18 protein-coding genes are annotated in these 22,426 nt (G+C 64.1%); 8 read left to right on the top strand and 10 right to left on the bottom strand.

Translation table 11 applies throughout. The annotated features are described in order from the left end of the window. Positions 1–7: 7 nt before the first annotated feature. The 3 genes from VFO25_02995 to VFO25_02985 form a co-directional block, all read right to left on the bottom strand. Positions 8–1,348 carry an alkaline phosphatase family protein gene (locus tag VFO25_02995; GenBank protein HET9341870.1) on the bottom strand — a complete coding sequence of 447 codons (1,341 nt, stop codon included), beginning with the start codon at positions 1,346–1,348 and terminating at the stop codon, positions 8–10. Beyond that, the gene (locus VFO25_02990) at positions 1,341–2,669 is read right to left on the bottom strand and encodes an alkaline phosphatase family protein (GenBank protein ID HET9341869.1); all 1,329 of its coding nucleotides are present in this window, start codon (positions 2,667–2,669) and stop codon (positions 1,341–1,343) included. Before VFO25_02990 ends, VFO25_02995 begins: the two co-directional genes overlap by 8 nt. A gap of 168 nt (positions 2,670–2,837) precedes the next feature. After that, on the bottom strand, positions 2,838–4,124 hold the full coding sequence (locus VFO25_02985) for an alkaline phosphatase family protein (protein ID HET9341868.1): 1,287 nt from the start codon (positions 4,122–4,124) through the stop codon (positions 2,838–2,840). Between the two features lie 185 nt (positions 4,125–4,309). Here VFO25_02985 and VFO25_02980 point away from each other — a divergent pair, with 185 nt between their 5' ends. Beyond that, positions 4,310–5,593 carry a hypothetical protein gene (locus tag VFO25_02980; GenBank protein HET9341867.1) on the top strand — a complete coding sequence of 428 codons (1,284 nt, stop codon included), beginning with the start codon at positions 4,310–4,312 and terminating at the stop codon, positions 5,591–5,593. Between the two features lie 67 nt (positions 5,594–5,660). Here the strand turns inward: VFO25_02980 and VFO25_02975 are convergent, their stop codons facing one another. Next, a complete protein-coding gene (locus VFO25_02975; GenBank protein ID HET9341866.1) occupies positions 5,661–6,848 on the bottom strand; it encodes a hypothetical protein in 1,188 nt (395 codons plus the stop codon). Between the two features lie 363 nt (positions 6,849–7,211). Further along, entirely contained in the window at positions 7,212–8,339 is a 1,128-nt protein-coding gene (locus VFO25_02970) for a hypothetical protein (GenBank protein ID HET9341865.1), read from the bottom strand. On the opposite strand from VFO25_02970, the gene VFO25_02965 reads away from it, so the two are divergent. From VFO25_02965 to VFO25_02950, 4 genes are all read left to right on the top strand, one after another. Beyond that, positions 8,323–8,766: a hypothetical protein gene (locus tag VFO25_02965; protein HET9341864.1), complete on the top strand. Its 444-nt coding sequence runs from the start codon at positions 8,323–8,325 to the stop codon at positions 8,764–8,766. The two genes, VFO25_02970 and VFO25_02965, sit on opposite strands and share 17 nt — an antisense overlap. 527 nt (positions 8,767–9,293) lie before the next feature. Further along, positions 9,294–10,205, top strand: coding sequence for a proline dehydrogenase family protein (locus tag VFO25_02960; GenBank protein HET9341863.1), 912 nt, complete (start codon positions 9,294–9,296; stop codon positions 10,203–10,205). After that, positions 10,202–11,053 (top strand): dihydrodipicolinate synthase family protein, encoded by an 852-nt coding sequence (locus VFO25_02955; protein HET9341862.1) that lies wholly within the window; start codon positions 10,202–10,204, stop codon positions 11,051–11,053. The genes VFO25_02960 and VFO25_02955 overlap by 4 nt, the downstream gene beginning before the upstream one ends. A 5-nt stretch (positions 11,054–11,058) precedes the next feature. Then, positions 11,059–11,772: an HD domain-containing protein gene (locus VFO25_02950; protein HET9341861.1), complete on the top strand. Its 714-nt coding sequence runs from the start codon at positions 11,059–11,061 to the stop codon at positions 11,770–11,772. A 110-nt stretch (positions 11,773–11,882) separates the two neighbouring features. Here the strand turns inward: VFO25_02950 and VFO25_02945 are convergent, their stop codons facing one another. The 5 genes from VFO25_02945 to VFO25_02925 form a co-directional block, all read right to left on the bottom strand. After that, positions 11,883–12,926 (bottom strand): S-adenosylmethionine:tRNA ribosyltransferase-isomerase, encoded by a 1,044-nt coding sequence (locus VFO25_02945; GenBank protein HET9341860.1) that lies wholly within the window; start codon positions 12,924–12,926, stop codon positions 11,883–11,885. 2 nt (positions 12,927–12,928) lie between these two features. Then, positions 12,929–13,651, bottom strand: coding sequence for an SDR family oxidoreductase (locus VFO25_02940; GenBank protein HET9341859.1), 723 nt, complete (start codon positions 13,649–13,651; stop codon positions 12,929–12,931). 203 nt (positions 13,652–13,854) lie between these two features. Continuing rightward, the gene (locus VFO25_02935) at positions 13,855–14,472 is read right to left on the bottom strand and encodes a response regulator transcription factor (GenBank protein ID HET9341858.1); all 618 of its coding nucleotides are present in this window, start codon (positions 14,470–14,472) and stop codon (positions 13,855–13,857) included. Further along, the gene (locus VFO25_02930) at positions 14,469–15,542 is read right to left on the bottom strand and encodes a GAF domain-containing sensor histidine kinase (protein ID HET9341857.1); all 1,074 of its coding nucleotides are present in this window, start codon (positions 15,540–15,542) and stop codon (positions 14,469–14,471) included. Before VFO25_02930 ends, VFO25_02935 begins: the two co-directional genes overlap by 4 nt. Positions 15,543–15,624: 82 nt before the next feature. Next, complete coding sequence (locus tag VFO25_02925; GenBank protein HET9341856.1) at positions 15,625–16,611, bottom strand: hypothetical protein; 987 nt, start codon at positions 16,609–16,611, stop codon at positions 15,625–15,627. A gap of 201 nt (positions 16,612–16,812) precedes the next feature. On the opposite strand from VFO25_02925, the gene VFO25_02920 reads away from it, so the two are divergent. The 3 genes from VFO25_02920 (at position 16,813) to VFO25_02910 (ending at position 22,265) form a co-directional block, all read left to right on the top strand. Then, a complete protein-coding gene (locus VFO25_02920) occupies positions 16,813–17,493 on the top strand; it encodes an SGNH/GDSL hydrolase family protein (GenBank protein HET9341855.1) in 681 nt (226 codons plus the stop codon). Positions 17,494–17,646: 153 nt separating this feature from the next. Next, complete coding sequence (locus VFO25_02915) at positions 17,647–18,054, top strand: DUF1761 domain-containing protein (GenBank protein HET9341854.1); 408 nt, start codon at positions 17,647–17,649, stop codon at positions 18,052–18,054. A 230-nt stretch (positions 18,055–18,284) separates the two neighbouring features. Continuing rightward, positions 18,285–22,265 (top strand): DEAD/DEAH box helicase, encoded by a 3,981-nt coding sequence (locus tag VFO25_02910; protein ID HET9341853.1) that lies wholly within the window; start codon positions 18,285–18,287, stop codon positions 22,263–22,265. Positions 22,266–22,426 lie beyond the last annotated feature (161 nt).

Raw genomic sequence — 22,426 nt, 5'->3', positions numbered from 1 at the left:
AAGGCCTCTAGGGCGTACCCATGTCGTCGTCGACCGGTGTCGTGTCCGGCGGCTGGTGCAGGAAGTACTGCGCGTTCAGCTGCGACTGGATGGGGACGAACGGCGCGGGCGACTGCGTGAAGTCGAAGCAATCGGAGAGATCGTCTGCGCGCGAGTCGGTCTGGCCGAGGCTCGGGAGCCCGAAAGTCTCTTCCGTAAACCTCACGATGCTCCCGAACTCATGATTCGTGTGCGACACATAGCCGTGTTTCGAGTACGGGGAAACGACGATGAGCGGCACCCGGAATCCGAGCCCGAAAGCGTCGAGCTGCTGTGGAGGGACATGGTCGTACCAACCGCCCCAATCATCCCACGTGATGAAGATCGCGGTGCTGTTCCAATACGGGCTCTCGCCGATCGCGTTCACGACCGATGCGACCCAGCTCGGACCGGTGTCTTTATTCGTGCGCGGGTGATCAGACTCGTTGAACGTCGGTATCACCCAGCTCACCGACGCGAGTTGGCCTTTGCCCGGATCCGTCAGGATATGGGTGTTGAGCGGGAAGTTCGTCGCCCATTGCGAGCCATATCGGATATGGTTGATCGACTCGTACGCTTCGAACGACGCGGTGACAGCCGGCGTGTACGACGTCCACGTGATGCCGGCAGCGTTCAAAAGGTCGGCGAGGGTCGTCATGTCGATGCACGGGAATTCGTAGCCGACGACACCCGGGCTCTTGTAGTACGCGACCTTCGTCTTCGGCTGGTCGTCGCAGCCCCACGGCGGATGCGTCGGATTGCCGAAGATGTTATCGGTCTGCGCGGCGATGAGATAGAAATGCGACGGGTAGCTCGGCCCGCCATTCGATTGGAACATACGGTCGGCGAGCGTGTACTGCGAAGCAAGGGCCCAATACGGCTTGATCGTCGACGGATCGGTGTAGCTATACGGGTACGTCGGCGGGGGCGGGGTCTGCCCGGTGCCCGGAATGAGCTTTTCGAGATCGAACCCGTCCATCTTGCCGTTGTCGTACGCCGCGATGAAGTCTTTGCGCGAATGACCGAGATCGTTGATCTGCGTCAGCGGCAGCGGCTGCAACGTCACGATCGTTCCGTCGTGCATCTTTCCCGTGTTCGCCGTATCGGCGCCGGGAAAGCCGTGGAACATGCTATCGAAGCTGCGGTTCTCCAAGTCGATCATGACGATATGCTTGATCGGCGACACCGTGTCGGATACCGCGTGCGATCGAACCGGCGGTTGAACGGATGACGATGTGCACGCCGCCAACGCGCATGCGAACGCGGCGGCTGCCGACAACGTCAGCGTCAGCGCTATGTGAGAGCGCGGCGGGGACGTTCTATCAGTCATCGTCATCGGGTGCCACCTGACCGGGAATGTCGGGTGCGAACGTGCCGTGCGGTATCGGTTGGAACACCGTCGGCTGCTGGCTATAGTTGAAGCAGTCGGACAGATCGTCTGCCCTGACATCCGTCATACCCAGATTCGGCAATCCGTATGTCGACTCGATGAAATGGATGATGCTGCCGAACTCGTGCTGTACATGGCTCACGTACCCCACCCTCGCGTACGGACTGACGACGACGAGCGGCACGCGCTCGCCGAGCCCGATCATGTCGAGCGTCGGGGGCGTGACATGATCGTACCAGCCGCCCCAATCATCCCACGTGACGAAGATCGCGGTGTTGTTCCAGTACTGGCTCTGGCCGACGGCGTCGATCACCGAAAGCACCCAGTTCGGGCCGCTGCCGGTCTTGCCGGGCGCATGGTCGGAATTGTTCGCGTTCGGCACGACCCATGATACCGACTTGAGATTTCCGGTGGCGATGTCGTTCAAGATGTTGTACTCGGGCGTCGACGTGTCGTTCGTCCAGTCCGAACCGTAGCGGATGTGCTTTATCGAGTCGTACGCGTTCCATTGGAAGCCGCCGAATCCGATGGTCGGCGAGTAGAACTTCCACGATACGCCGGCCGCGTCGAGCAGATCGCCGAGCGTCTGGACGTCGTAGCACGTCGGAACTCTCGTGTATTTCCCTTGAGCCGTGAGCGCGGGCGCCGTCTGGTTCGGCGTGTCGCAGCCCCACGCGTCGTTGATGACCGGCGCCGTGTTGCCGATGATGTTGCTCGACGACGCTCGAATGAGGAATTGATGGGCGGGATACGACTGGGCGCGCTGCGACGAGAACATGTCGTCGGCGATCGTGTACGATTGCGCGAGCGTCCAGTAACCTTGCTCGGATGATTCCGTTATGTAGACGTACGGCAAGAGCCCTTCGGCCTTGCCTGCTTTCGGAACGAGGTCGAAGCTGTCCATCTTGCCGTTGTCGTACGCGATGTTGAAGGAGTTGTGAGCGCTCGAGAGGTCCTCGCCACCGCTGAGCGGGATCGGCGTTAGGGGCACTTGTTGTCCGGTGTGGATGAGGCCGAACTGAGCGGTGTTGGCGCCCGGGAACCCGTTGAATAGATTATCAAAAGAGCGGTTTTCCTGGATCATCACGATGACATGCGTGATCGGACTGTTGAGCCTTAGTGCAAACGGGCCCAAGTCGGGGCGCACCGGAGCCGAATACGCGGATGCGGAATTCGTCAAGACCTGGCTAGTGCCCGAAGAGCAGCCTCCGAGCAGCAAAGCGATCAATGCGAGCCTAATGCTCACCTCGCATCGATTCATGATGACCTCCCCCGTCAACGCCGCTGCCGCCGCTGGAGAATCGGCAGAGTGCGACAGTTGTTTGTAGTTGTATTGGTCCGGGATTTGCCCCTTCACTTCGTCATGGTGTAAAAGGAGACATAAGGCCCAGGACCGGGCTTGGGGCGCGCCCACACTTGCCGCTTTGGCTTAGTTGGTCAGGTCGTTCCGCAGGTCGCCAAGAGCGGGATAGTGTTCCCTCACATCGGGCCTTCGGTCCGGACGGCCATCGAGCCAGTTGATGCTCTCGCCGTTGCAATACGAATCCTCGATGAACTTCAGGATGGCGTCGGTCGAGAGAAGCTGATGATCGATGTAGCCGGTCTTCGCGTGCGGCGAGATGATGATGAGCGGCGTCCGGAAGCCGTATCCGAGCCCGTCGACGACGGGAGGCACGACGTGGTCGTAAAACCCGCCCCATTCATCCCAGTTCAAGAAAATGACGCTCGACGACCAGTCGGGCCCGCTCTCGACGGCATCTATCTGCTGCTGCACCCAGTTTTGGCCGGCGACGAGCGTCACGGTCGGGTGGTCGGAAGAATGATATGGCGGGATGACCCAGGAGACGGTGGGAAGCGTGCCTGCTTGCGCGTCGGCCACGAACGTCGAGCCGTCTTGGATGTTCCCGAACTCGCCGTCTTCCTTCACATCGGGAAAGGCCGGCAGTGGATTCCAGTCGTCAAGCGTGTCGAAGGATGCACCCGGAATGTACGCTCCCTCGTCATCATCATCCATGTCCGATCGTGGCCCGATGCCGGCGCCGTACTTCGGATAGACGAAGTATCCCCACGATACGCCGTGCTTGTGCAAGATGTACGTGATGTCGGTCCACCAGTAGGTCGGATCGTTCTTATACGAGACGCCGTTGTCCGACTTGCACGTCAGCGGGCCGGTCGTGCACGACGCGGACCAAGCCGAGACCAAGTAGAGATGCGCCATGTTGCTCCACGACGTCGTCGCCGCGAAGAAGTTGTCGGCCAGGGTGTATTGCTGCGCGAGGGCCCAGTACGTCGGGATGTCCGCCTGCGTGTGATACGACATCACCTCGTCGGGGTTTGGATCTTTGAATTTCGAGCGCTCGGCCGACATGATGAAGCCGTCCATCTTGCCGCCGTCGAGGTCGGTCTGCTCGGCCTTCGAGTCGTGCGGGCCGCCGTGGTTGGACGGGTTGGGATCGTGAAACGGATATACGCATTGACCGGAAGCCGGATCTGGAGCGCATGGCGGCGACGTCGGGATGCCGTTCGCGCCCGGGAACGTGCCGAAAAGATGGTCGAAGCTGCGGTTTTCCATCGTGATGATGATGACGTGCTGGATGGGCGAAGGGGTCGATCCGTTGTGAGCAGTCGCCATGCTCCCAATAGGCGCGACGACCGCGCCGGGTTGATGCGCGCACCCCGCGAGGATAAGGGCCAGCGGTATGAGTCGCCTCAGCATGTTCGTCTCTCCGCGTCCGAGCGGCAATTGCGAAAGGTTTTCACGCTTGCGTAAGGCCGTCCTTTGGAGCGCTTGCGCCGCGGTCGCAGGTTAGGATTGGATTAAACCTTGCGTGCAAGCCATTATAGCGCGCCGTCCAACTAGAAGTCACGTTACATATGACGGTCGGAATTGAAAGGTAGCGGATGAAGATGAAAAGATGGATCGGGGGCTCGCTCGTCGCGTTGGCGGTCGTGGGATTGCTCGTGTCGCTCGCTTCGCAGCAGAGCGGCGTGGCAGCCGGCGCCGAGGCCGTGCCGAAGCACATGATCACCTATATGGACTGGGGGAGAAGCGACCGCCAGTGGGGTCTGCCGGGCGTCGATCCTCACCAAGTCGCGCCGTGGGCGACCTGGGTGATGGCTAAGCCTCGCGACGCATCCGCTATAGCCGCCGCCGGTATGAAAACGATGTTCTACTCGAATCCGAATCGAGTCGCGCCGAAGGATGCTATGTATAAGGACGATGATTCGATGTTCGCCCACGATTGCTCGAATCAGCGCATCCGCATCTTGAAGCAAGGCAGCCAAAAGGATCTCACGGATCCGTCGTCGCCGACGCTCCTCGCCCAATGGAAGGCCTTCAACCAGCAGAACTTGTCGGGCGGACATTTCGACGCGGTCTACGACGATACGGCGTCGTCGACGAACTCGCTCTCCGCGATGCCGTGTCACTTCGATTCCGCGAGCTGGGAGGGGTCGCACGCCCGGCTGCTTTCCGAGTTGGGGATGCAGGTCATCTACAATGGCCTCGGTGACGGCGACCTCGTCAGAAACGGACGCGGACGCGAGGCGACCTACGGACTGAGTCCGGCCATCGCGCTCAGCGCGCCGTCGAACGTCCTCGGCGGTTCGTTCGAAGATTGTTACGTCACAGGCAGCTCGACGAAGAGCCAAGACGAGAAGACGTTCGGGTCGTACTGGCAGCAGACGGAGAACACGCAGATCGAGATGTCCAAACGCGGCAAGCTCTTCATGTGCGAGGAGATGCCCGGCAACGGCAATATGGATGATCTTATCGATCAACGCACGTATGCGGAGGCGTCGCTGCTGCTCACGTTCGATCCGGCCACGACGATGGTGCACCAAGCGATGCAGACCAACTCCGGCGTGAAGCTCGGACCGGAGGTGGCACTCGTCGCGATGGAACCGACAAGCGCCACGCCTTCGAGCATCGACTCGCTCCGGACGTCGGGCGGTGCCTATGCTCGGGAGTATCGCGCATGTTACGTCAACGGCGCTTCGGTCGGGCCGTGCGCCGCGGTCGTGAACTCAGACGAGCGTGCGTCTGCGCCGTTCCCGCTTTCGGGCTATAGCCACACGCTCGTCATCAAAGGCAGCGGCATCTTGGACGGAGGAACGATCAGCGTCAACGGGCCGCCTCCGCCATCAACGTTGTCGGCGGTGACTGGAATCGTCGCATTCAAGTGACGGCGCGACCCTGAAAGTCGGACGAGCCCGGTGTCGCAACCGGGCTCGTCTGTTTTCCTCGTTGCTTTTATGGGAAGGCGATCGCCGCCGTCGTCGGACCGAACGTCGCCGGCGGCGGTGCGCCGGTCGGCGTCGCGGTGCCGCCGTCGAGCACGCCGCCTCCGGTCAATTCGAGCGTGTGCAGGTATTTCGAAGGCCACGGGAACGGCACTGCCTTCGTCCCCGGTTTGTTCGGATTCACGAATGCCGCGCACGCGCCGAGGTCGACGCCGGCGTAGTAGCAATGCGCGTATTCACGCCCGTAGCCGCCGCCCGACTGGTAGAGGCCATCGATCGACGTCGGCTGAGCGACGAGCGGGGCAGTCGGCATCAATTGCGTTTCGGGTAGGACGTGCAGACGCATCGCCGTCTTGAAGCATGTTTCGAAGATCGTCGTGTTCGGATCGTACGTGAGCAGCGCCGAGGCGAGGTAGTAGATCCGCTCGGCATCGGACTGGATAGCGGGGCTCGGGTCGCTCGCGTCGCAGACGAAATATTTCCCCGCTGCCGCCATGTCGATCTCGGTGTCTTCTTTGACCTCCCAACCCAAGCCGCGCTGATACGGCTGCGAGTTCATCGTGACGTAACAGTCCTCCGACATGCCGCCGGCGCTCGACGCGTTGAGGGCGATGGAGGGAGCGATCTGAGGCTGCCCGTTCTGCCCGGCCGTGTCGCCTAAAGAATTGTAGATGATAGTGTAGCCGAGCACCCGATCCAACTCGTTGGTCGCATTCGTCCAATCCGTTTGGTCGAAATTGCAGGGCGTCGCGGATGTCTTGTTGATGGTGTCCGCCTTGTCTTCGAAGATGTACGTGAAAACGGCGCCGTCGCCAAACCCGCCACGCGCGTAGTCGTGCCAGAGGGCGGCCAGGTGAGACGAGTGCGGATCCATCAGGAATTTTCCCACACCGACGCCGAGCGACTGGATGCGATTTCCGGAGCAGTCGTGGGCGAACGTGCTCTCATCGTCCGTGTACATCGGATCGCCCGGGCCTTGCCGGTTCGGGTTCGTGTAAATGGCGGGTATGATCTGCGCGGCGGCGATCGCGGCCGAGTCGCCGAACGTGGTCGATGCGTACGTCAACCACGGCGTCGCGATGGACCACGGATTGAGGATGATGCCGTCTCCCCCTCCGAGGTTATCCCACGTCAACACGTGCACCGGGATGTTCCTGTGGACCGGCGCCATCGCTGCGCCGACTCCGGGCGACGGCACTATCGAGCTGCGCTGCGAACAACCGGCGACCAACATTACGAAAAGGATAAGGACGATACGCCGCTGCTTTGGAATGCACATAGTCGACCGTCTGCTTCCTCGAACGATCTAACGGGACGAATCGCGCAAATCTCACCGCTTTTCGCACAACAAAAGCTCGCGGGGCGATTTTCGCTCGCGTGCCTCCTACCCAATGCGGTTCGAGCCAAACCGCTATTCAAAGAAAAAATCAGCGCTGTGAGCGGGTCACTTCATGCGCTCGCCGCTTGCGTAACGCGTGTGTGCGCACGCTTGGATGCCTAGAAAAATAGCGCCTCGGCTTTTAACCGAGGCGCTCGATCGGGCTGAGGACCACGTCTTCGATCAGGGGAACGCGACCACAGCTGTTCCTGGGTTGATCTTTGACGGCGGCGCACTGCCGGTCGGCGATGCGGTGCCGCCATCGAGCACGCCCGCTCCCCAAAGTGCTAATGTGTGGTGGTATTTCGATGCCCATGGGAACGACACGGCCGGGTCTTTGCCAGGTTTGCCCGGATTGACGAACGCCGCGCACGGCCCGATGTAGAACGTCGCATAGTAGCATCGCGCGTACTCACGGCCGTAACCGCCGCCCGGTTGGGCCAGCGAGTCGACCGACGACGGCTGCGGAACGAGCGGCGCCAGCGGCACGAGCTGCGTCTCGGGCAGCACGTGGAACCCCGCCGGCGTCGTGAACACGGTTTCGAAGATCGTCGTGTGCGGATCGTACGTGAGCAACGCTGACGCGAGATAGTAGAGCCGCGCCGCGGCGGAGTTGGCGGCGTTTGCCGAGTCGGTTCCGTCGCACACGAAGTACTTGCCGGCGGCGGCCATGTCGATCTCCGTATCTTCCTTTATCTGCCAAGATGGTTCGTACTGATACGGCGGGTTGTTATACGTCACGTAGCAGTCCTCGGACATACCGCCCGCGCTTGTGGCGTTGAGCGCGAACGACGGGGCGATCTGTTGCCCGGCAGTATCGCCCAAGGAATTGTAGATGATCGTCCAGCCAAGCGCGAGATTCAAGTTGTTCGCCGCGTTCGTCCAGTCTTGCTGGTTGAAGTTGCACGGCGTCGCCGAGGTCTTGTTGATCGTGTCCGCTTTGTCTTCGAATATGTAGTCGAAGACGGCGCCGCTATTGACTGCCGATTGCACGTAGTTGTGCCAGAGCGTGCCGAGGTCGGCCGAGTGGGGATCCATGAGGTACTTGCCCACGCCGACGCCGAGCGACTGGATGCGATTCCCCGAGCAATCGTGGGCGAACGTGCTCTCGTCGTTCGTGTACATCGGATCGCCGGGCCCTTGCCGGTTTGGATTCGTGTAGATGACGGGCGTGATGAGCGCAGCATTGATGTCCGGCGAAAGAGCGAACGTCGTCGACGCATAGTTGAGCCACGGCGTCGCCAAGGTCCACGGGTTCACGTAGATGCCGTCACCGCCGCCGAGATCATCCCACGTGAGCACGTGCGTCATGCCGATCGGCGATGGCGTCGGTGAGGGCGTCGGTGTCGGGGTTGGGGTCGGCGTCGGTGTCGGCGTCGGTCTTGGCGTCGGCGTCGGCGTCGGCGTTGGTGTCGGCCGCGGCGTAGGTGTCGGGGTCGGTGTCGGGGTCGGCGTCGGTGTCGGGGTCGGCGTAGGTGTAGGTGTCGGCGTCGCGGTCGGCGTCGGCGTAGGTGTCGGCGTCGCGGTCGGCGTCGGCGTTGGTGTCGGCGTGTCCGTCGGCGTTGGCGATGGCGTCGGCGTGTCGGTCGGCGTCGGGGTCGGGTCCGGAGTCGACGTCGGCGATGAGGTCGGCGTCGGTGACGGCGAGACCGTCGGCGTTGGTGTCGGCGCCGGCGTTGTCGTCGGTGTCGGAGACGGCGAGGGGGTAGGCGAGCCCTTAGGGGTGGGTGACGGGTGAACGGTGGGCGACGGAGACGGAGACGCAGACGGGGTCGCGCTCGGATCCGGCGACGGCTTCCGTAGCGGGATCAAGACCGGCCCCATGACGCTGCTCCCCCCGCCGCCGCCGCATCCGCCGACGAACAGGACGATGGTCACGAGAATGACTCCCATGACCACGTACGCGATGGACCTGTGAACCCGCATCAGTGACCTTCACGCCGCCCAAATAAGGCGGCGCCCCCACATATGAATCACGGTCATGATAAGAGGCGACGAGGCCCCGGCAATATGCGGCGGCGCACTCTATGGCCCGTCGATCCGGTCGATGTGGTTCGAGTCACTTGGCCGACAGCAGGTCCGATGCGATTTCGGGCGGGCACGTTGACTGTCGTCACAGCGGCGCAGTGCGCTAGAACGAACTCGAGGCCTGACCGCCCGCCAGGTCGGCGGTTAGAATGCCGCGCAGCAGCCGCTCGTCGATCGCTCGAGGCGAAGCACAGCTGACCTAAGAGGTCGCACCTGGGGCGTCGTGAACATGGCGCCATGCTGCGCGCAGCGTTGCTGAGCGCCGCGGGAAACCGCGGGCTCGCCCGTTTTGTCACCAAACACGGAAGGCGGCTCGGAGCCTACCGCTTCGTGGCGGGTGAAACGCTCGACGAGTTCATGCGAGTCGTCGCATCGACGAATGCGGCCGGGATGCGCGTAGCCGCAGGGCTGCTCGGAGAGGATGTGACCGATCGCGCGGCGGCCGTCGCGGTCGCGCGTGAATACGTAGCCGTCCTCGATCGCTTCGCCGATGCTCGCGCGAATGCGAACGTCGCGCTGAAGCTGACTCACCTCGGCCTCGGGATCGACCGCCACCTCGCGGCGTCGAATGTCGAGGTGGTCGCTCGTCACGCCGCGCTCTCCGGCAACTTCGTGCGCATCGACATGGAACAATCAGCGCACACCGACGCGACGCTCGAGATCTATCGAGGCCTTCGAGCTCGCGGCATCCACAACACGGGCACGGTGCTGCAGGCGTATCTGTATCGCACCGCTGCGGATCTCGAATCGCTCCTCGAGCTCTCGCCGAACCTGCGCCTCGTCAAAGGCGCGTATCTCGAACCGGCCGAGATCGCGTTTCCGCACAAACGCGACGTCGACAACGCGTACGTCCGGCTTATCGAGTCGAGCTTACGGCGCGGCGGCTTTACGGCGATCGCGACGCACGATGACGCCGTCATCGAGCACAGCATCGACTTCATCCGAAGCAAAGGTGTTCGCGACGGGACCTATGAGTTCCAGATGCTCTACGGCGTTCGGCCGAAACTCCAGGCGGACATCGCGAGCCGCGGGCACCCGCTTCGTCTCGCCGTGCCGTTCGGCTCGCAATGGTACCCGTATTTCATGCGACGCCTCGCCGAGCGGCCGGCGAACGTCGCGTTCTTCCTCTCGTCGATGTGGCGAGGATGACCGCGCACGTCACGACCGGCGTCTGGTGTCCGACGTTGACTCCGCTCGACGCCGCGCTCGACCCGGACCTCCGTCTCATGAAAGCGCATCTCTCGTGGCTGCTCGATCAAGGGTGTCACGGCGTCGTCTTGTTCGGCACGACCGGCGAGGCGAACTCGTTCACGGTCGACGAACGCCGGCGCGTCCTTGATGGCGTCCTCGCCGGGAACTTCTCGCCGGATCGCCTCATCGTCGGCACCGGATGCTGTTCGGCCGGCGATACCGCTTCGCTGACAAGGCATGCGATCGCGAACGGCTGCTGCCGAGTCCTCGTGTTGCCGCCCTTCTATTATAAGGGCGTTTCCGAGCAGGGCACGATCGACGCTTACTCGCGGGAAATCGAGGCGGTAGCCGACGACCGTCTGCGCTTCTTCTTCTATAGGATACCGCAGCTGTCTGGGGTCGACATCACGGCCGCGGTCGTCGATGCCTTGGTCGAGCGCTTCGGCTCCCAAATCGCAGGGCTCAAAGACAGTTCGACGGATCGCGAGTCGATCGAGGCGCTTTGCCACCGTTTTGGCAACCGCCTCGACGTGCTCGTCGGCAGCGAGCGCTTCCTCAAGCGCGCGCTCGAGTGCGGCGCGAGCGGTTGCATTTCCGCTACCGCGAACGTCCACGCGCCCATCATCCGCTCGCTTTTCGACGATCCTACACAAGCGGCGCAAGAGCGGGCCACCGTTGCACGCGACGCGTTCGAAACCGCGCCGATGATCCCGGCGCTCAAAGCCGCAACCGCTCGGCGGACGAATGACGACGGTTGGATGCGCGTCCGGCCGCCGCTTGTCGCTGCCCGACCTCTCGGAGGATAAGCCTCATGCGCAACGTCAGCCTCGCGATCCTCGTCGCGTCGTGCGCTCTCGTCGGCGTCTTCACGAGCGCATCGCCCGCCCTTACGTCCGTCAAGTCCGTGCCGCTGACGGCGACGGGCATTCCGCTCGACGCTCCATGGAAAATCACGATCTATCATCTTGCGACGACGAAATTCAAACACCCGGCGTGGGGCTGGCAACATTCCGAACGCAATTACCGGGTCGCATTGCGGCTTGCCAAAGGCGACCACCTCAAAGTCGACACCGACGTGCTTTTCGCCGCGTCATTCCTCCACGACATGGCCGCCTTTCCGCCGTATCAGAAAAAGGGCGAACACGGGGTCGTTGCCGCCGGGGAAAGCGTCGCGGTCCTTCGAGCAGCAGGCTTCCCGATGTCGAAGATCGCCGCCGTGCAAGCCGCAGAGCGCGGTCACATGTACTACAGCGACGCCGGCACTCGTCCAGAAGCGATCGTATTGCACGACGCCGATTCGCTCGACTTCCTCGGCACGATCGGCGAAGCGCGTATGATCTCACTCACGGGTGAAAGCGGCGCGAGCTTCCGGTCGGGCGTCGTCGCGCTGCGTTCGTTCCTCCGCGACATCCCGCCGCGCCTTATCACAAAGACGGCGAAGTCCATCGGCGCGCAGCGCGCTGCCGAGCTGAAGCGCGATCTCGACGAACTTCAATCGGAGACGTTCAACGGCACCGCGATGTAGGGGCCTCGCGCGGAAAAAAGGGAGCGGTCGAGATTCATCTCGACCGCCGCGACCTTGCCTTATGGAACGGGGAGCGGTCGAGATTCATCTCGACCGCCGCGACCTTCCCGTTACGGTAGGATGAGGTGCGAGTCGCCGAATTCGTGCCACAGATAGCTGCCCTCAAGCGCCGCTCGATACGCGGCATCCACGTGTTCGGCGCCGGCAAGGGCTTCGAGCATCGCGAGATGCGTCGAACGCGGTTCATGTAGTCCGGTGATGATGCCGTCGACGACGCGCAGCGGCGACTCGGGTGACACGATCAAATCGGTCCATCCGCTCGCTGCCTCGACGCGCGACGGCCCGGTCGACGCGGATTCGAGAGCGCGAACGACCGTCGTGCCGACTGCGATGACGCGGCCGCCCCGCGCGTGTGTCATGCGTACGCGAGCTGCCGTTTCTTCGCTCACCTTGAACTGTTCGTCGTAGGGAGGCTCATCGCGCTCCGGGCTGCTCACGCCGGAGTGGAGCACGACCGGCGCGACGCCGACACCCTCCGACGCGAGCCTGCTCAGGAACTCGTGCGTGAACGGCCGGCCGGCCGAAGGCATCTCCGCCGAGCCCGCCTCAGCCGCATACACCGTTTGATAGGCCTCGATCGGCCACTCGCGCCGCATGTGCTGGTACGAGATCGGTCTCCCGTGCGCGAAAAGATACTCGATGATGTCTCCCGTGCCGACGAGCGTCGCCTCCCAAAGACGTCGCGACGTGCGATACGGAGCATGCAGTATAGCGCTCGCGCCGCCCGGCAGCTCGACGATCTCGCCTGGTCTTGATTCGTGCCGTCGCGGCTCGACGACGCACCTACCCGAAGCCAACCTCGTCGAGATGCTCAGTGTGAACGCCTCATCTTGAGTGGCGCCGCGGGTGCGGGCGTTCAGCGCAGACGGCACCGTCGCCGAGACGTTTATGACGAGCAGATCGCCGCGTTCGAAAAACTTCGGCAGATCGTCGAATTCGGCATGCGTCGCGACGCCGTGCTCGCCGCGCGTCACGAGCAGACGGACGTCATCCCTCCCGCACCCGCGGATCTCCGCGGGTTCGCGCGCCTCGAGTTCCGGAGGTACGACGAACGGCGCGATGCTACGCGTGACAATTTGAAAGCTGAGCGCCATTACTATCGGGCCGTCTGGGCGAGCAACGCTTGCGCTTCGAAGCGGCCACCGCGCACACCATCGTCGCCGATAAGACCGACGATCGCAGGGGCTACCGATTCTGGTTTCGCGAGATGCGAGAGGTCGACGCCTGGTTCCGCGAGCTGGTGCATGCGCGTATCCATGTCGCCCGGATCGATGACGAGGACGCGGATGCCGCTGTCATCGCCGAGTTCCGCCGCGAACGTCCGCGCGAGATGCTCGAGTGCCGCCTTGCTCGCGCCGTACCCGCCCCACCCCGGATACGCGTTGACGCCGGCGTCGGATGAGATAGCGACGATCGTGCCCGACCCTCGCGCGATCATACCGGGAAGCACGAGTTGTGTCAGATGAAGTGGCGCGGTGACGTTCACGCGCAGGATCCGCTCCAAGTCTTGCCACGAAAGGTCTGAGAGCGCCGGCATCGGGCTCGGTCCGAGCTCTGAGGCATTGTGGATGAGAATGTCGATCGCGCCGAAGCGCCGCGTACCCGATTTGACGATGCGCTCGGCATCTTCCGAGACGTCGGCAGCGACGGCGACGACCTCTGCATGTTCGGCGAGAAGCGCTCTCGCGCGTTCGAGCGGCTCAGGCTCGCGTGCCGCGATGACGAGATTCGCGCCGGCGCGGGCGAGCAGATCGGCGACCGCGAGGCCGAGCCCACGCGAAGCGCCCGTGACGAGCGCGGTCTTTCCTTTGAAGTCCATGCTTCGAGTATGACGCGCAGGAGGCGCGTTCACCACGGGCTCCAGGTCAGTCAACGCCTGACCGTTCGGACAGGCGAAGGCGAGGCCGCGGCGCTCGACCGTGAAGGTCGACCGCTCCCTTCAAACTCCGCGAGGCCGCGGCGGTCGAGCTAAAGCTCGACCGCTACAGCTCGAACGCTACAAGCCGAGCTTCGCTCGGCCTACTACAAGAGACGGCGACGGGTCGCGAGCGCCACCGCCTGCGCTCGGTTGTCCGCACCAAGTTTCGACATTATCTGCCGGACATGGAACTTCGCCGTGCGTTCGGCGATGCCGAGTCGCTGGGCGATCTGTTTGTTCGAAAGTCCTTCGCTCACGAGACGGATGACCTCGCGTTCCCGCGGCGTCAAGCCGTCAGGGTCGTGCGGGCTGCGCACCTCGCGAGCGATCGCGTTCGCGGCGGCACCGCGGAAATACGATCCGCCTGCCGCGACTTCGCGGATCGCAGCGATGATCTCCGCGCCGGTCGAACCCTTGACGACGTAACCCCGTGCGCCGGCTCGCACTGCTTCCACCATCGCCTCGGCGTCTTCGTGAGCGGAAAAGATGACGACCGGCGGTGCCCCCACTTGGCGGAGTCGAGAGATCGCTTCGATGCCGCCTATACCCGGCAAAGCAAGATCGAGGAGAATGGCGTCCGGACGATCGCGCGTGACCGCGTCGAGCATTTCCTCGGCGCTTCCGACCGAAGCGCCGACAACGATATCAGCTTCTGTTTCGAGAACCGAGGCGATGCCGTCGCGGACGACCGGATGGTCGTCGACGATGATGACGCGGATCATCTGACCGCGTCCAACGGCACGCTGACGGCCACCGTCGTTCCACCGCCGCGTCTCGACGTGACCGCGAGCGACCCGCGGATGAGTGCGGCCCTCTCGGACATCCCACGCAAACCTTGTCCGTCGCCGTCACGCTTGGCGGATTTCATACCGACGCCGTCATCCGCGACGACGAGACGGACCGATTGCTTGACGCGGCGCAAAGTTAACGTCACGCTCTTCGCCCGCGCATGCTTTCCGATGTTCGTAAGCGCCTCTTGCGCGATGCGATAAAGCTCGGTCTCGGTCTGCCGGTCGAGGATGAGATCAGGCGTCGCGACGACTCTGACAGCAACGCCCGTCTCCGATATGAAGCTGCGCGCGAGTGCCGAGAGCGCCTGCGCGAGCGGCTTGTCCGCGGATGGGCTCGTACGCAGATCGGCGATCGCGCGCCGCGCATCGGCCGCCGACGCACGCGCGCTCTCGATCGACCGCTCGAGCTTCGCACGCAGTTCGGGCGCTGCGTGACGATCGCGGCTTGCCCCTTCGAGCTGCAGCGCGATCGCCGTAAGGCTCTGCAAGAGCGTATCGTGCAGCTCGCGCGCGACTCGAGTCCGCTCCTCCGCACGGGCAAGGCGGGCTTGCGACTCCGCCAACCGCGCACGTTCGATCATCGCGCCGACTTGGAGCGCTATCGTCGAGAGCAGACCGAGCTCGTCCTTCGTCAGCTTGCGCCACTTCGGACCGGTGACGTTCATGACGCCGAGCGGCTTGTCTTGGAACCTCAACGGCACGCTCGCGTGAAACCGTAACCCAGCCGTCAGAGCGGTCTCCCGCCCTCGCACAGCCGGACTAAGCCTGCTGCACTCGATGACATCGACGTTCTTCGTCATGAGCTCGCCCGAGCGCAGATCCTCCGTGCAGATGCACCATGAGCCGGACATGCGTATGGGTTCTTGAAGGTACGGCGGAAGCCGGTAGCTCGCAGCGCTATAGAACTGGTTCGTCTCCGGATCGAGCAGCCACACCCAGCCCGACTGAAGGCCGACGAGGTCGGTGACGAGCGCGAGCGTACGCTCGAGCGCCGAGCGCACGTCGTTCGTCTCGTTGAGCGCCTGCGCGATCGCGTTGAGGATCTCGAGTTCGCGGGTCCGCCGATCGATCGCGCTCGCGTCGCTATCCCTTCGTGAAGCCCGCCGGCACGTCGAAGAGTCCCGCGTCGCCGGGGCCGAGGATCTTGACGTTGCCGCGCTCGATGTAGGTCGAAAAGCCTTGCTGCCCCTGATCGGGCTGCTGTCCGCCCTTGAAGGTCATGATCTCCCACAGCGAGAGGTGGTCTTCGGGAGCGGTCGCGCCGACCGCTTTGTGCATCGCGACCGTCGGCGTGCACCCTCCTGGCCGCGCATACATCGTCGGCGAAATCGACATCGCATGCTTGAGGATGTCGCTCGTGCGCACGTTCGGCGGCACGATGCTCGACACGTAGTCATCGACGCTCGCCTCGAAGGTGCCGTTCTGGCACGAACCAGTCGCCTCTGTCGTGACGACCTTGACGTCCGAGCTGTAGCCGGTCGTCGAGACGCCGTCGATCGTCTTCGGCCCGAGCACGCTCGATGAGATCGTCACGTCTTGTTTCGCGGTACCCGGCTGAGGCGACGGCTCCGGTTGGTTTGGCTGCGACGGAGGCTTCGGCGCTTCCGGCGCCGGCGTGCGGTCGCCCATGTCCTCGATCGTGTACGTCTTCTTCGCGAGGTCGAGGTGTATGATCTGTTTGCGATCCGGACGGAAGATGGTCGCAGTCTGTTTGCCCGGGTCGTCCTCGCGCTGCCAATCGTTGAGGTAGTAGTACGTCATCGGCATCCCGGATTTCATCATCGCCTGCGTCTCTTTGGCGATCGTGGTCGCGTTCGCGAGCATCGAGAAGATCCCGTGACCGGACGGCCGATTGTTGAATGCGACGGCGGCGTCTATGGCTGACTTGAAGTTCGCCGCGAAGTTGTCGGGAAGCGGCGTCGGATAACCGGGCAAGCCGAAGCGCGTCAGCTGATCGTACTGGACGCCCCCGCCCGCGGCGATCGTGCTCGTAGGCGCACTCGCGATGATGAGCGCACCCAACGTCAGCACAGAGAGGAATATCTTCGTCAACGGTCCGGCGATACGCATTGAAGCCTCCCCCACGTAAGAAGCGACGTTATACGCGCCATTCGGCCCGCCCCGATGCTGCACCCTGCCCCCGAGCATAGAGCCCACGGCGCTGCGAGAGGTCAAGCATGAGGGCCGACCGTACATCGCCGCAGACGAGGAATCCGACGCGAATCCGGGCCGCGACTCGTCTAGCCGATTGGCGCCTGAGGTGGCCAACCGATGAGGCACTGCGCGAGCTTCGCATCTATGGTGGCGATCGCTGCCGCGATCCTCGGCGGCTGCGGCGGTGATCGCTGGGCGGTCGTCCACAACTCCGCGCCGCATCGGACCGTCATCGTCTTCGGCGACAGCTTGGCGGCGGGCGTCGGCGCGTCGACCCCCGATCACGGATTTGCCGCGCTCATGTTCGCTCAGCTCTCGAACGGCGACGCGTCCAGCGAATTCGACGACCTCGCGATCAGCGGTTCGACCGTCGCGGACGTGCTCGACACGCAAGTGCCCGACGCCGAGGCGCGTGGCATAGGCGCGACCGACGTCTGGCTGTGCGTCGGCGGCAACGACGTCTTCCATGGCACGTCGACCGACGCGTTTTCGACGACCGAGCATTCGGCCGTCGCCCGGATCCGGTCGAGCTGGCCGCAAGCGCACATCATCGTCTTCGGCGTGCCCGACGTCGCGCGGACGCCGCTCGTGCCCGGCGTCGGCCAGTTCCACGATATGGCGTCCGCAGACAACGCCGCCGCGGCGGACGCGGCCAGGCAGTCGCAGGCGGATTTCGTGGACCTCTTCTCCTTCACCGACAGTCAAAACGTCGCCGGGCAGCTGTCGAGCGACTCGCTGCATCCCGATGACGCTGGACACGCGGCCATAGCGGCCTACGCCGAGAAAAAGCTGCGCTAAACACTGCTCGGCGCTTTCCGGTCAGCGGATTTTCACCGTGACGTCTTCGCGACGCCGAAAGGTCGAGCGCGCATCGTGCGCGTACAGCGCTCGTGGCTAAGCCGGTCTTCGGCTAATCGCTCGCGCGAATTTCCATTTGTGTGGGGAGGTCATATGCCTGACCGCGTCAACCATTTCGCTGTTTGGGTAGCGGCGATCGTCTATTTCCTGTTCGGTTACCTATGGTACGGATTGCTCTTCACTTCATTGTGGACGTCGCTCATGGGCGGCGCGATGGCGCCTGCCAGTCCTGCGCTCTACATCGAGTCGTTCGTGCTCGGCCTCGTCTTGTCGTACGCGACGGCGATCGCGCTGTCACGCCGGCCGGAGGATCTGAGCGTTTCGCAGGGCGTCAGTTTCGCGCTCTTCATGGGCATCGCGCTCTACGCGACGCAGACCTTGAACACGGCGCTCTACGCGCACACCCCGCTCATGCTTTGGCTCATCAACTCGGGCTACGTGGTCGTCGGTTTTGCGATCATCGGCGCGATCGTCGGCGGGTGGACGAAGAAAACCGCATGAAAAAGCGGTGAAACCGTGCGGCAAATCATGCCGAATTCTCATCAAAACTACCGTGTTGTTCGGGTAAGATGTAACCGATAGATATACTATAAAGACCTCCTCAAGGCGGGAAACGGAGTGGCAACACCACTCCGTTTTTCGTCGTCGCGCGGCTCGCATCGGCCGCTTCTTTTTCGAGAACGATCATCGCCCGTCGCGGGGACGCGTCGCTCGGTATCGAAATACTTGGGATGCTCCTCGAACCCGCCACCCGGTCCGAAGTCTCGTTCGATCCGCTCATCGAAGAATGGTTCAACGGACGGTTCGGCGCGCCGACGGCGCCGCAGGTCGGCGGCTGGCCGCACATCAACGCCGGACGCGACATCCTCATCTCCGCGCCGACGGGTTCCGGCAAGACGCTCGCCGCCTTCATGGTCGCGATCGACCGGCTGCTCCGTGAGGCGCGCAACGGTCTGACCGATCAGACGCACGTGCTCTACGTGTCGCCGCTCAAGGCACTCGTCAACGACGTCCACGCGAACCTTCAGCAGCCGCTCGCCGAGATACGATCGCTCGCGAGCGCGCGCGGCGTGCCGCTTGCGCCTATCACGGTCGCGCTGCGGACCGGCGATACGCCGGTGAAGGACCGCGCGCGCATGGTCGGCACCCCGCCTCACATACTCGTCACGACGCCCGAGTCGCTCTTCATCCTCTTGACGGCGGCGCGATCGCGCGAGATCTTCCGCACGGTTTCGACCGTCATCGTCGACGAGATACATGCGCTCATCGCGAACAAGCGCGGGCCCCACCTCGCGCTATCGCTCGCACGGCTCGACCGGCTCGTGGAAGCGACGACCGGAAAGCGCCCGCAGCGTATCGGCCTGTCGGCAACGGTCAAGCCCGTGGACGAGGTCGCGCGCTTCTTGAGCTCCGAGGCCGCCATCGTCAACATCGGTCACCGCCGCGAGATGGACCTCGCAGTCGAGGTGCCGCAAGACGAGCTCGGACCGATCGCGAGCAACGAAGCGTGGTCCGATATCTACGACCGCCTTGCCGCGCACGTCAAAGAGCACCGGACGACGCTCGTATTCGTCAGCACGCGGCGACTCGCCGAGCGCGTCTCGCATCATCTCACGCAGCGGCTCGGCGAAGGCGCGGTCATGCCGCATCACGGCAGCCTCGCTCGGCATCTCCGGCTCGATACCGAGCAGCGCCTGAAGCGGGGCGAGCTGCGTGCCGTCGTCGCGACCGCTTCGCTCGAGCTCGGCATCGACATCGGCTCGGTCGACCTCGTCATCCAGATCGGCTCGGCGAGATCGATCGCGGTGGCTCTGCAGCGCATCGGCCGCTCCGGCCACTGGGTCGGGGCGCGACCGAAGGGGATCCTCATCGCATCGACGCGCGACGAGCTCCTCGAGAGCGCTGCCGTCGTCAAGGCGATCCGCACGGGCGCGATGGACACGCTCGAGCCCTCGCGCAACGCTCTCGACATCCTCGCTCAACAACTGGTCGCGGAGTGCGCCGCTCAGGATTGGGATGAGGACGCGTTGTTCCAGCTCGTGCGCTCGACGTCCGCGTACGAAACGTTGAGGCGCAAGGACTTCGACGACGTCGTCGGCGTGCTCGCCGACGGGATCTCGACATCGCGAGGCCGAGCGAGCGCGCTGCTCCACCGAGATCGCGTCAACGGCCGCGTCCGCGGCCGGCGAGGCGCGCGGCTTGCCGCGATCACGTCGGGCGGCGCGATCGCCGATACCACGACGTACTCGGTCGTAGCGGATCCCGATGAAACGCAGATCGGCACCGTCGACGAAGATTTCGCGATCGAAAGCATGGCCGGTGACATCTTCCTTCTCGGCATGCAGTCGTGGAGGATCAGACGCGTTGAGCAGGGCCGCGTCCGCGTCTTCGACGCCCACGGCGCACCCCCATCGATACCGTTTTGGAACGGCGAGGCGCCCGCACGCACGCTCGAGTTGTCTCAAGAGGTCGGGCGATTGCGCGAACGGATCGCGCAGATCATCGACGACGAAGGCGCCGCGCCGGCGGCGGAGTATCTGCAGCGCGAATGCGGTCTTGACCGCCTCGGCGCCGAACAAGCCGTCGCCTACATCGACGATGGTCGCGCGATCCTCGGCGCCGTGCCGACGTGCGCGCGCGTCATCGCCGAGCGATACTTCGATGAGGCGGGCGGCATGCAGCTCGTCGTCCACGCTCCGTTCGGAGCACGCATCAACCGGGCATGGGGTCTCGCCCTTCGCAAACGCTTCTGCCGGACGTTCAACCTCGAGCTTCAAGCCGCCGCCACCGACAACGGCATCGTCATCTCGCTGAGCGAGCAGCACGCGTTCCCGCTCGCGACGATCTTCGGGTTCTTGAAAGCCGGAACGGTCGAAGACGTCCTGACGCAGGCGATGCTCCCATCGCCGATGTTCGCGGCGCGCTGGCGCTGGAACGGTCAGCGCTTCCTGGCGCTGCAACGATTTCTCGGTGGCCGGCGCGTACCGGCGAACATCCAGCGTATGCGTGCGGACGATCTCCTCGCCGCTGTATTCCCCGATCGCGCCGCGTGTCCGGAGAACCTCGGCGGAGAGGAAGTGCGCATCCCGGATCACCCGCTCGTCAACGAGACCGTCGACGATTGCCTACACGAGGCGATGGATCTCGACGGGCTCAAGACCGTGCTGCTCGGTATCGCCGACGGTTCGATCGCGACGATCGCGGTCGAAACGGCGGAACCCTCGAAGTTCTCGCACGAAATCCTCAACGCGAATCCTTTCGCGTTCTTGGACGATGCGCCGCTCGAAGAGCGTCGCGCTCGCGCGGTCCAGCTGCGCAGCACAACGCGCATCGACGTCTCTGACGGGGTCGGTGTGCTCGACGCCGCGGCCATCGCTGCCGTCGCCGATCAGGTATGGCCGACCGTCCGCGACGCCGACGAGCTCCACGACGCGCTCTTGACGCTCGTCGTACTGCCCCCACAGCCGCAGTGGCGCGACTGGTTCGCACAGCTCGAGGCGGCCGGCCGCGCGTCCGAGGCGACGGTCGATGACCGCTGGTTTTGGATCGCCACCGAAAAGCGCGCCGTTGCCGAGGGTGCGCGAGCCGGCGACGCCGACGCGGTGGATCAGGTCGTCAGAGGCTGGATGGAATCGACGGGACCGACGACGGCCGCCGCGCTCGCCGATCGGCTCGCGCTTTCGGCTCATGCGATCGAGGACTCGTTCGCCAGGCTCGAGATGCACGGCCAGGTTTTCCGCGGTTCGTTCACACCCGGCCTCGAGACGAAGGACGAGTGGTGCAATCGGCGCGTCCTCGCCCGCATCCATCGTGCGATGCTCGCGACGCTGCGACGCGAGATCGAACCCGTCAGCGTTGCGGTGCACGAACGCTTCATCGACGTCTGGCAGCATCTCGCGCCGGGCACGCAACTTCACGGTGTCGCAGGGACGCTTCAAGTGATCAAGCAGCTGCAAGGGCTCGAGTTCCCTGCCGTCGCCTGGGAGACAGAGGTCTTGCCGAGGCGAGTCGCGCGTTATCGTCGGGAGTATCTCGACAAGCTGTGCATGTCGGGCGAGGTCGCATGGGGGCGCTTGTCGCCGCATCCCGCGTTCGAGGCGGACGCCGGCCCGAGACGGCGTCGTGTCCGCCCGACGCGCGTCGCTCCCGTCGCGATCTTCGCGCGCGAAGATGCGGGCTGGTTGTTCGGCGCACCGCATCGCGACGGCGCGGCCTTGTCGGGGAGCGCGCGCGACGTGCGTGCCGCGATCGAGCGCCGTGGAGCTTCATTCTTCATAGACATCGTGCGCGCAACTGGGCGCCTGCGGAGCGAGGTCGAGGACGGTCTCTGGGAACTCGTCGCGGCGGGGATCGTCACCGCGGATGGCTTCGATAACTTGCGAGCGCTGGTCGATCCGCGACGACGGTTGGCGACGAGCCGCCGAGAACGCGGCCGTCCGCGCAATGCTCCCGGCCGCTGGGCGCTCCTCGAGCAGGAGAGCGCGAGCCGCGACGTTACTGCGTTCGCCCGCCAGCTGCTCGCACGCTGGGGCGTCGTCTTCCGCGATATCGTCCTGCGCGAATCACTCGCGCCGCCCTGGCGCGACCTTCTCGTCGAGCTTCGCCGAATGGAACTCCAGGGCGTCATCCGCGGCGGCCGTTTCGTCTCGTCGTACGTCGGCGAACAGTTCTGTCTGCCCGAAGCGCTCGAAGCGTTGCGTTCACTGCGCTAGGGCCGCAGACTTTCCGAAAATGACAAGAGGCGCCGGGACCGACTAGTCCCGACGCCTCGCTTACTCACCCGGTGGCATCAATGGTTACCTCATGTGCCGTTTCCCCAACGTCTCGCGCGGTCAAACTCGATTCGAGGATCGGGGGCAGGACCAGGAAAGCG

Source organism: Candidatus Eremiobacteraceae bacterium (assembly GCA_035710745.1).
In the GTDB taxonomy this organism is placed as follows: domain Bacteria; phylum Vulcanimicrobiota; class Vulcanimicrobiia; order Eremiobacterales; family Eremiobacteraceae; genus JANWLL01.
Note: the sequence above shows the minus strand (reverse complement) of the source record. Positions and strands in the feature narration are given on the sequence as shown.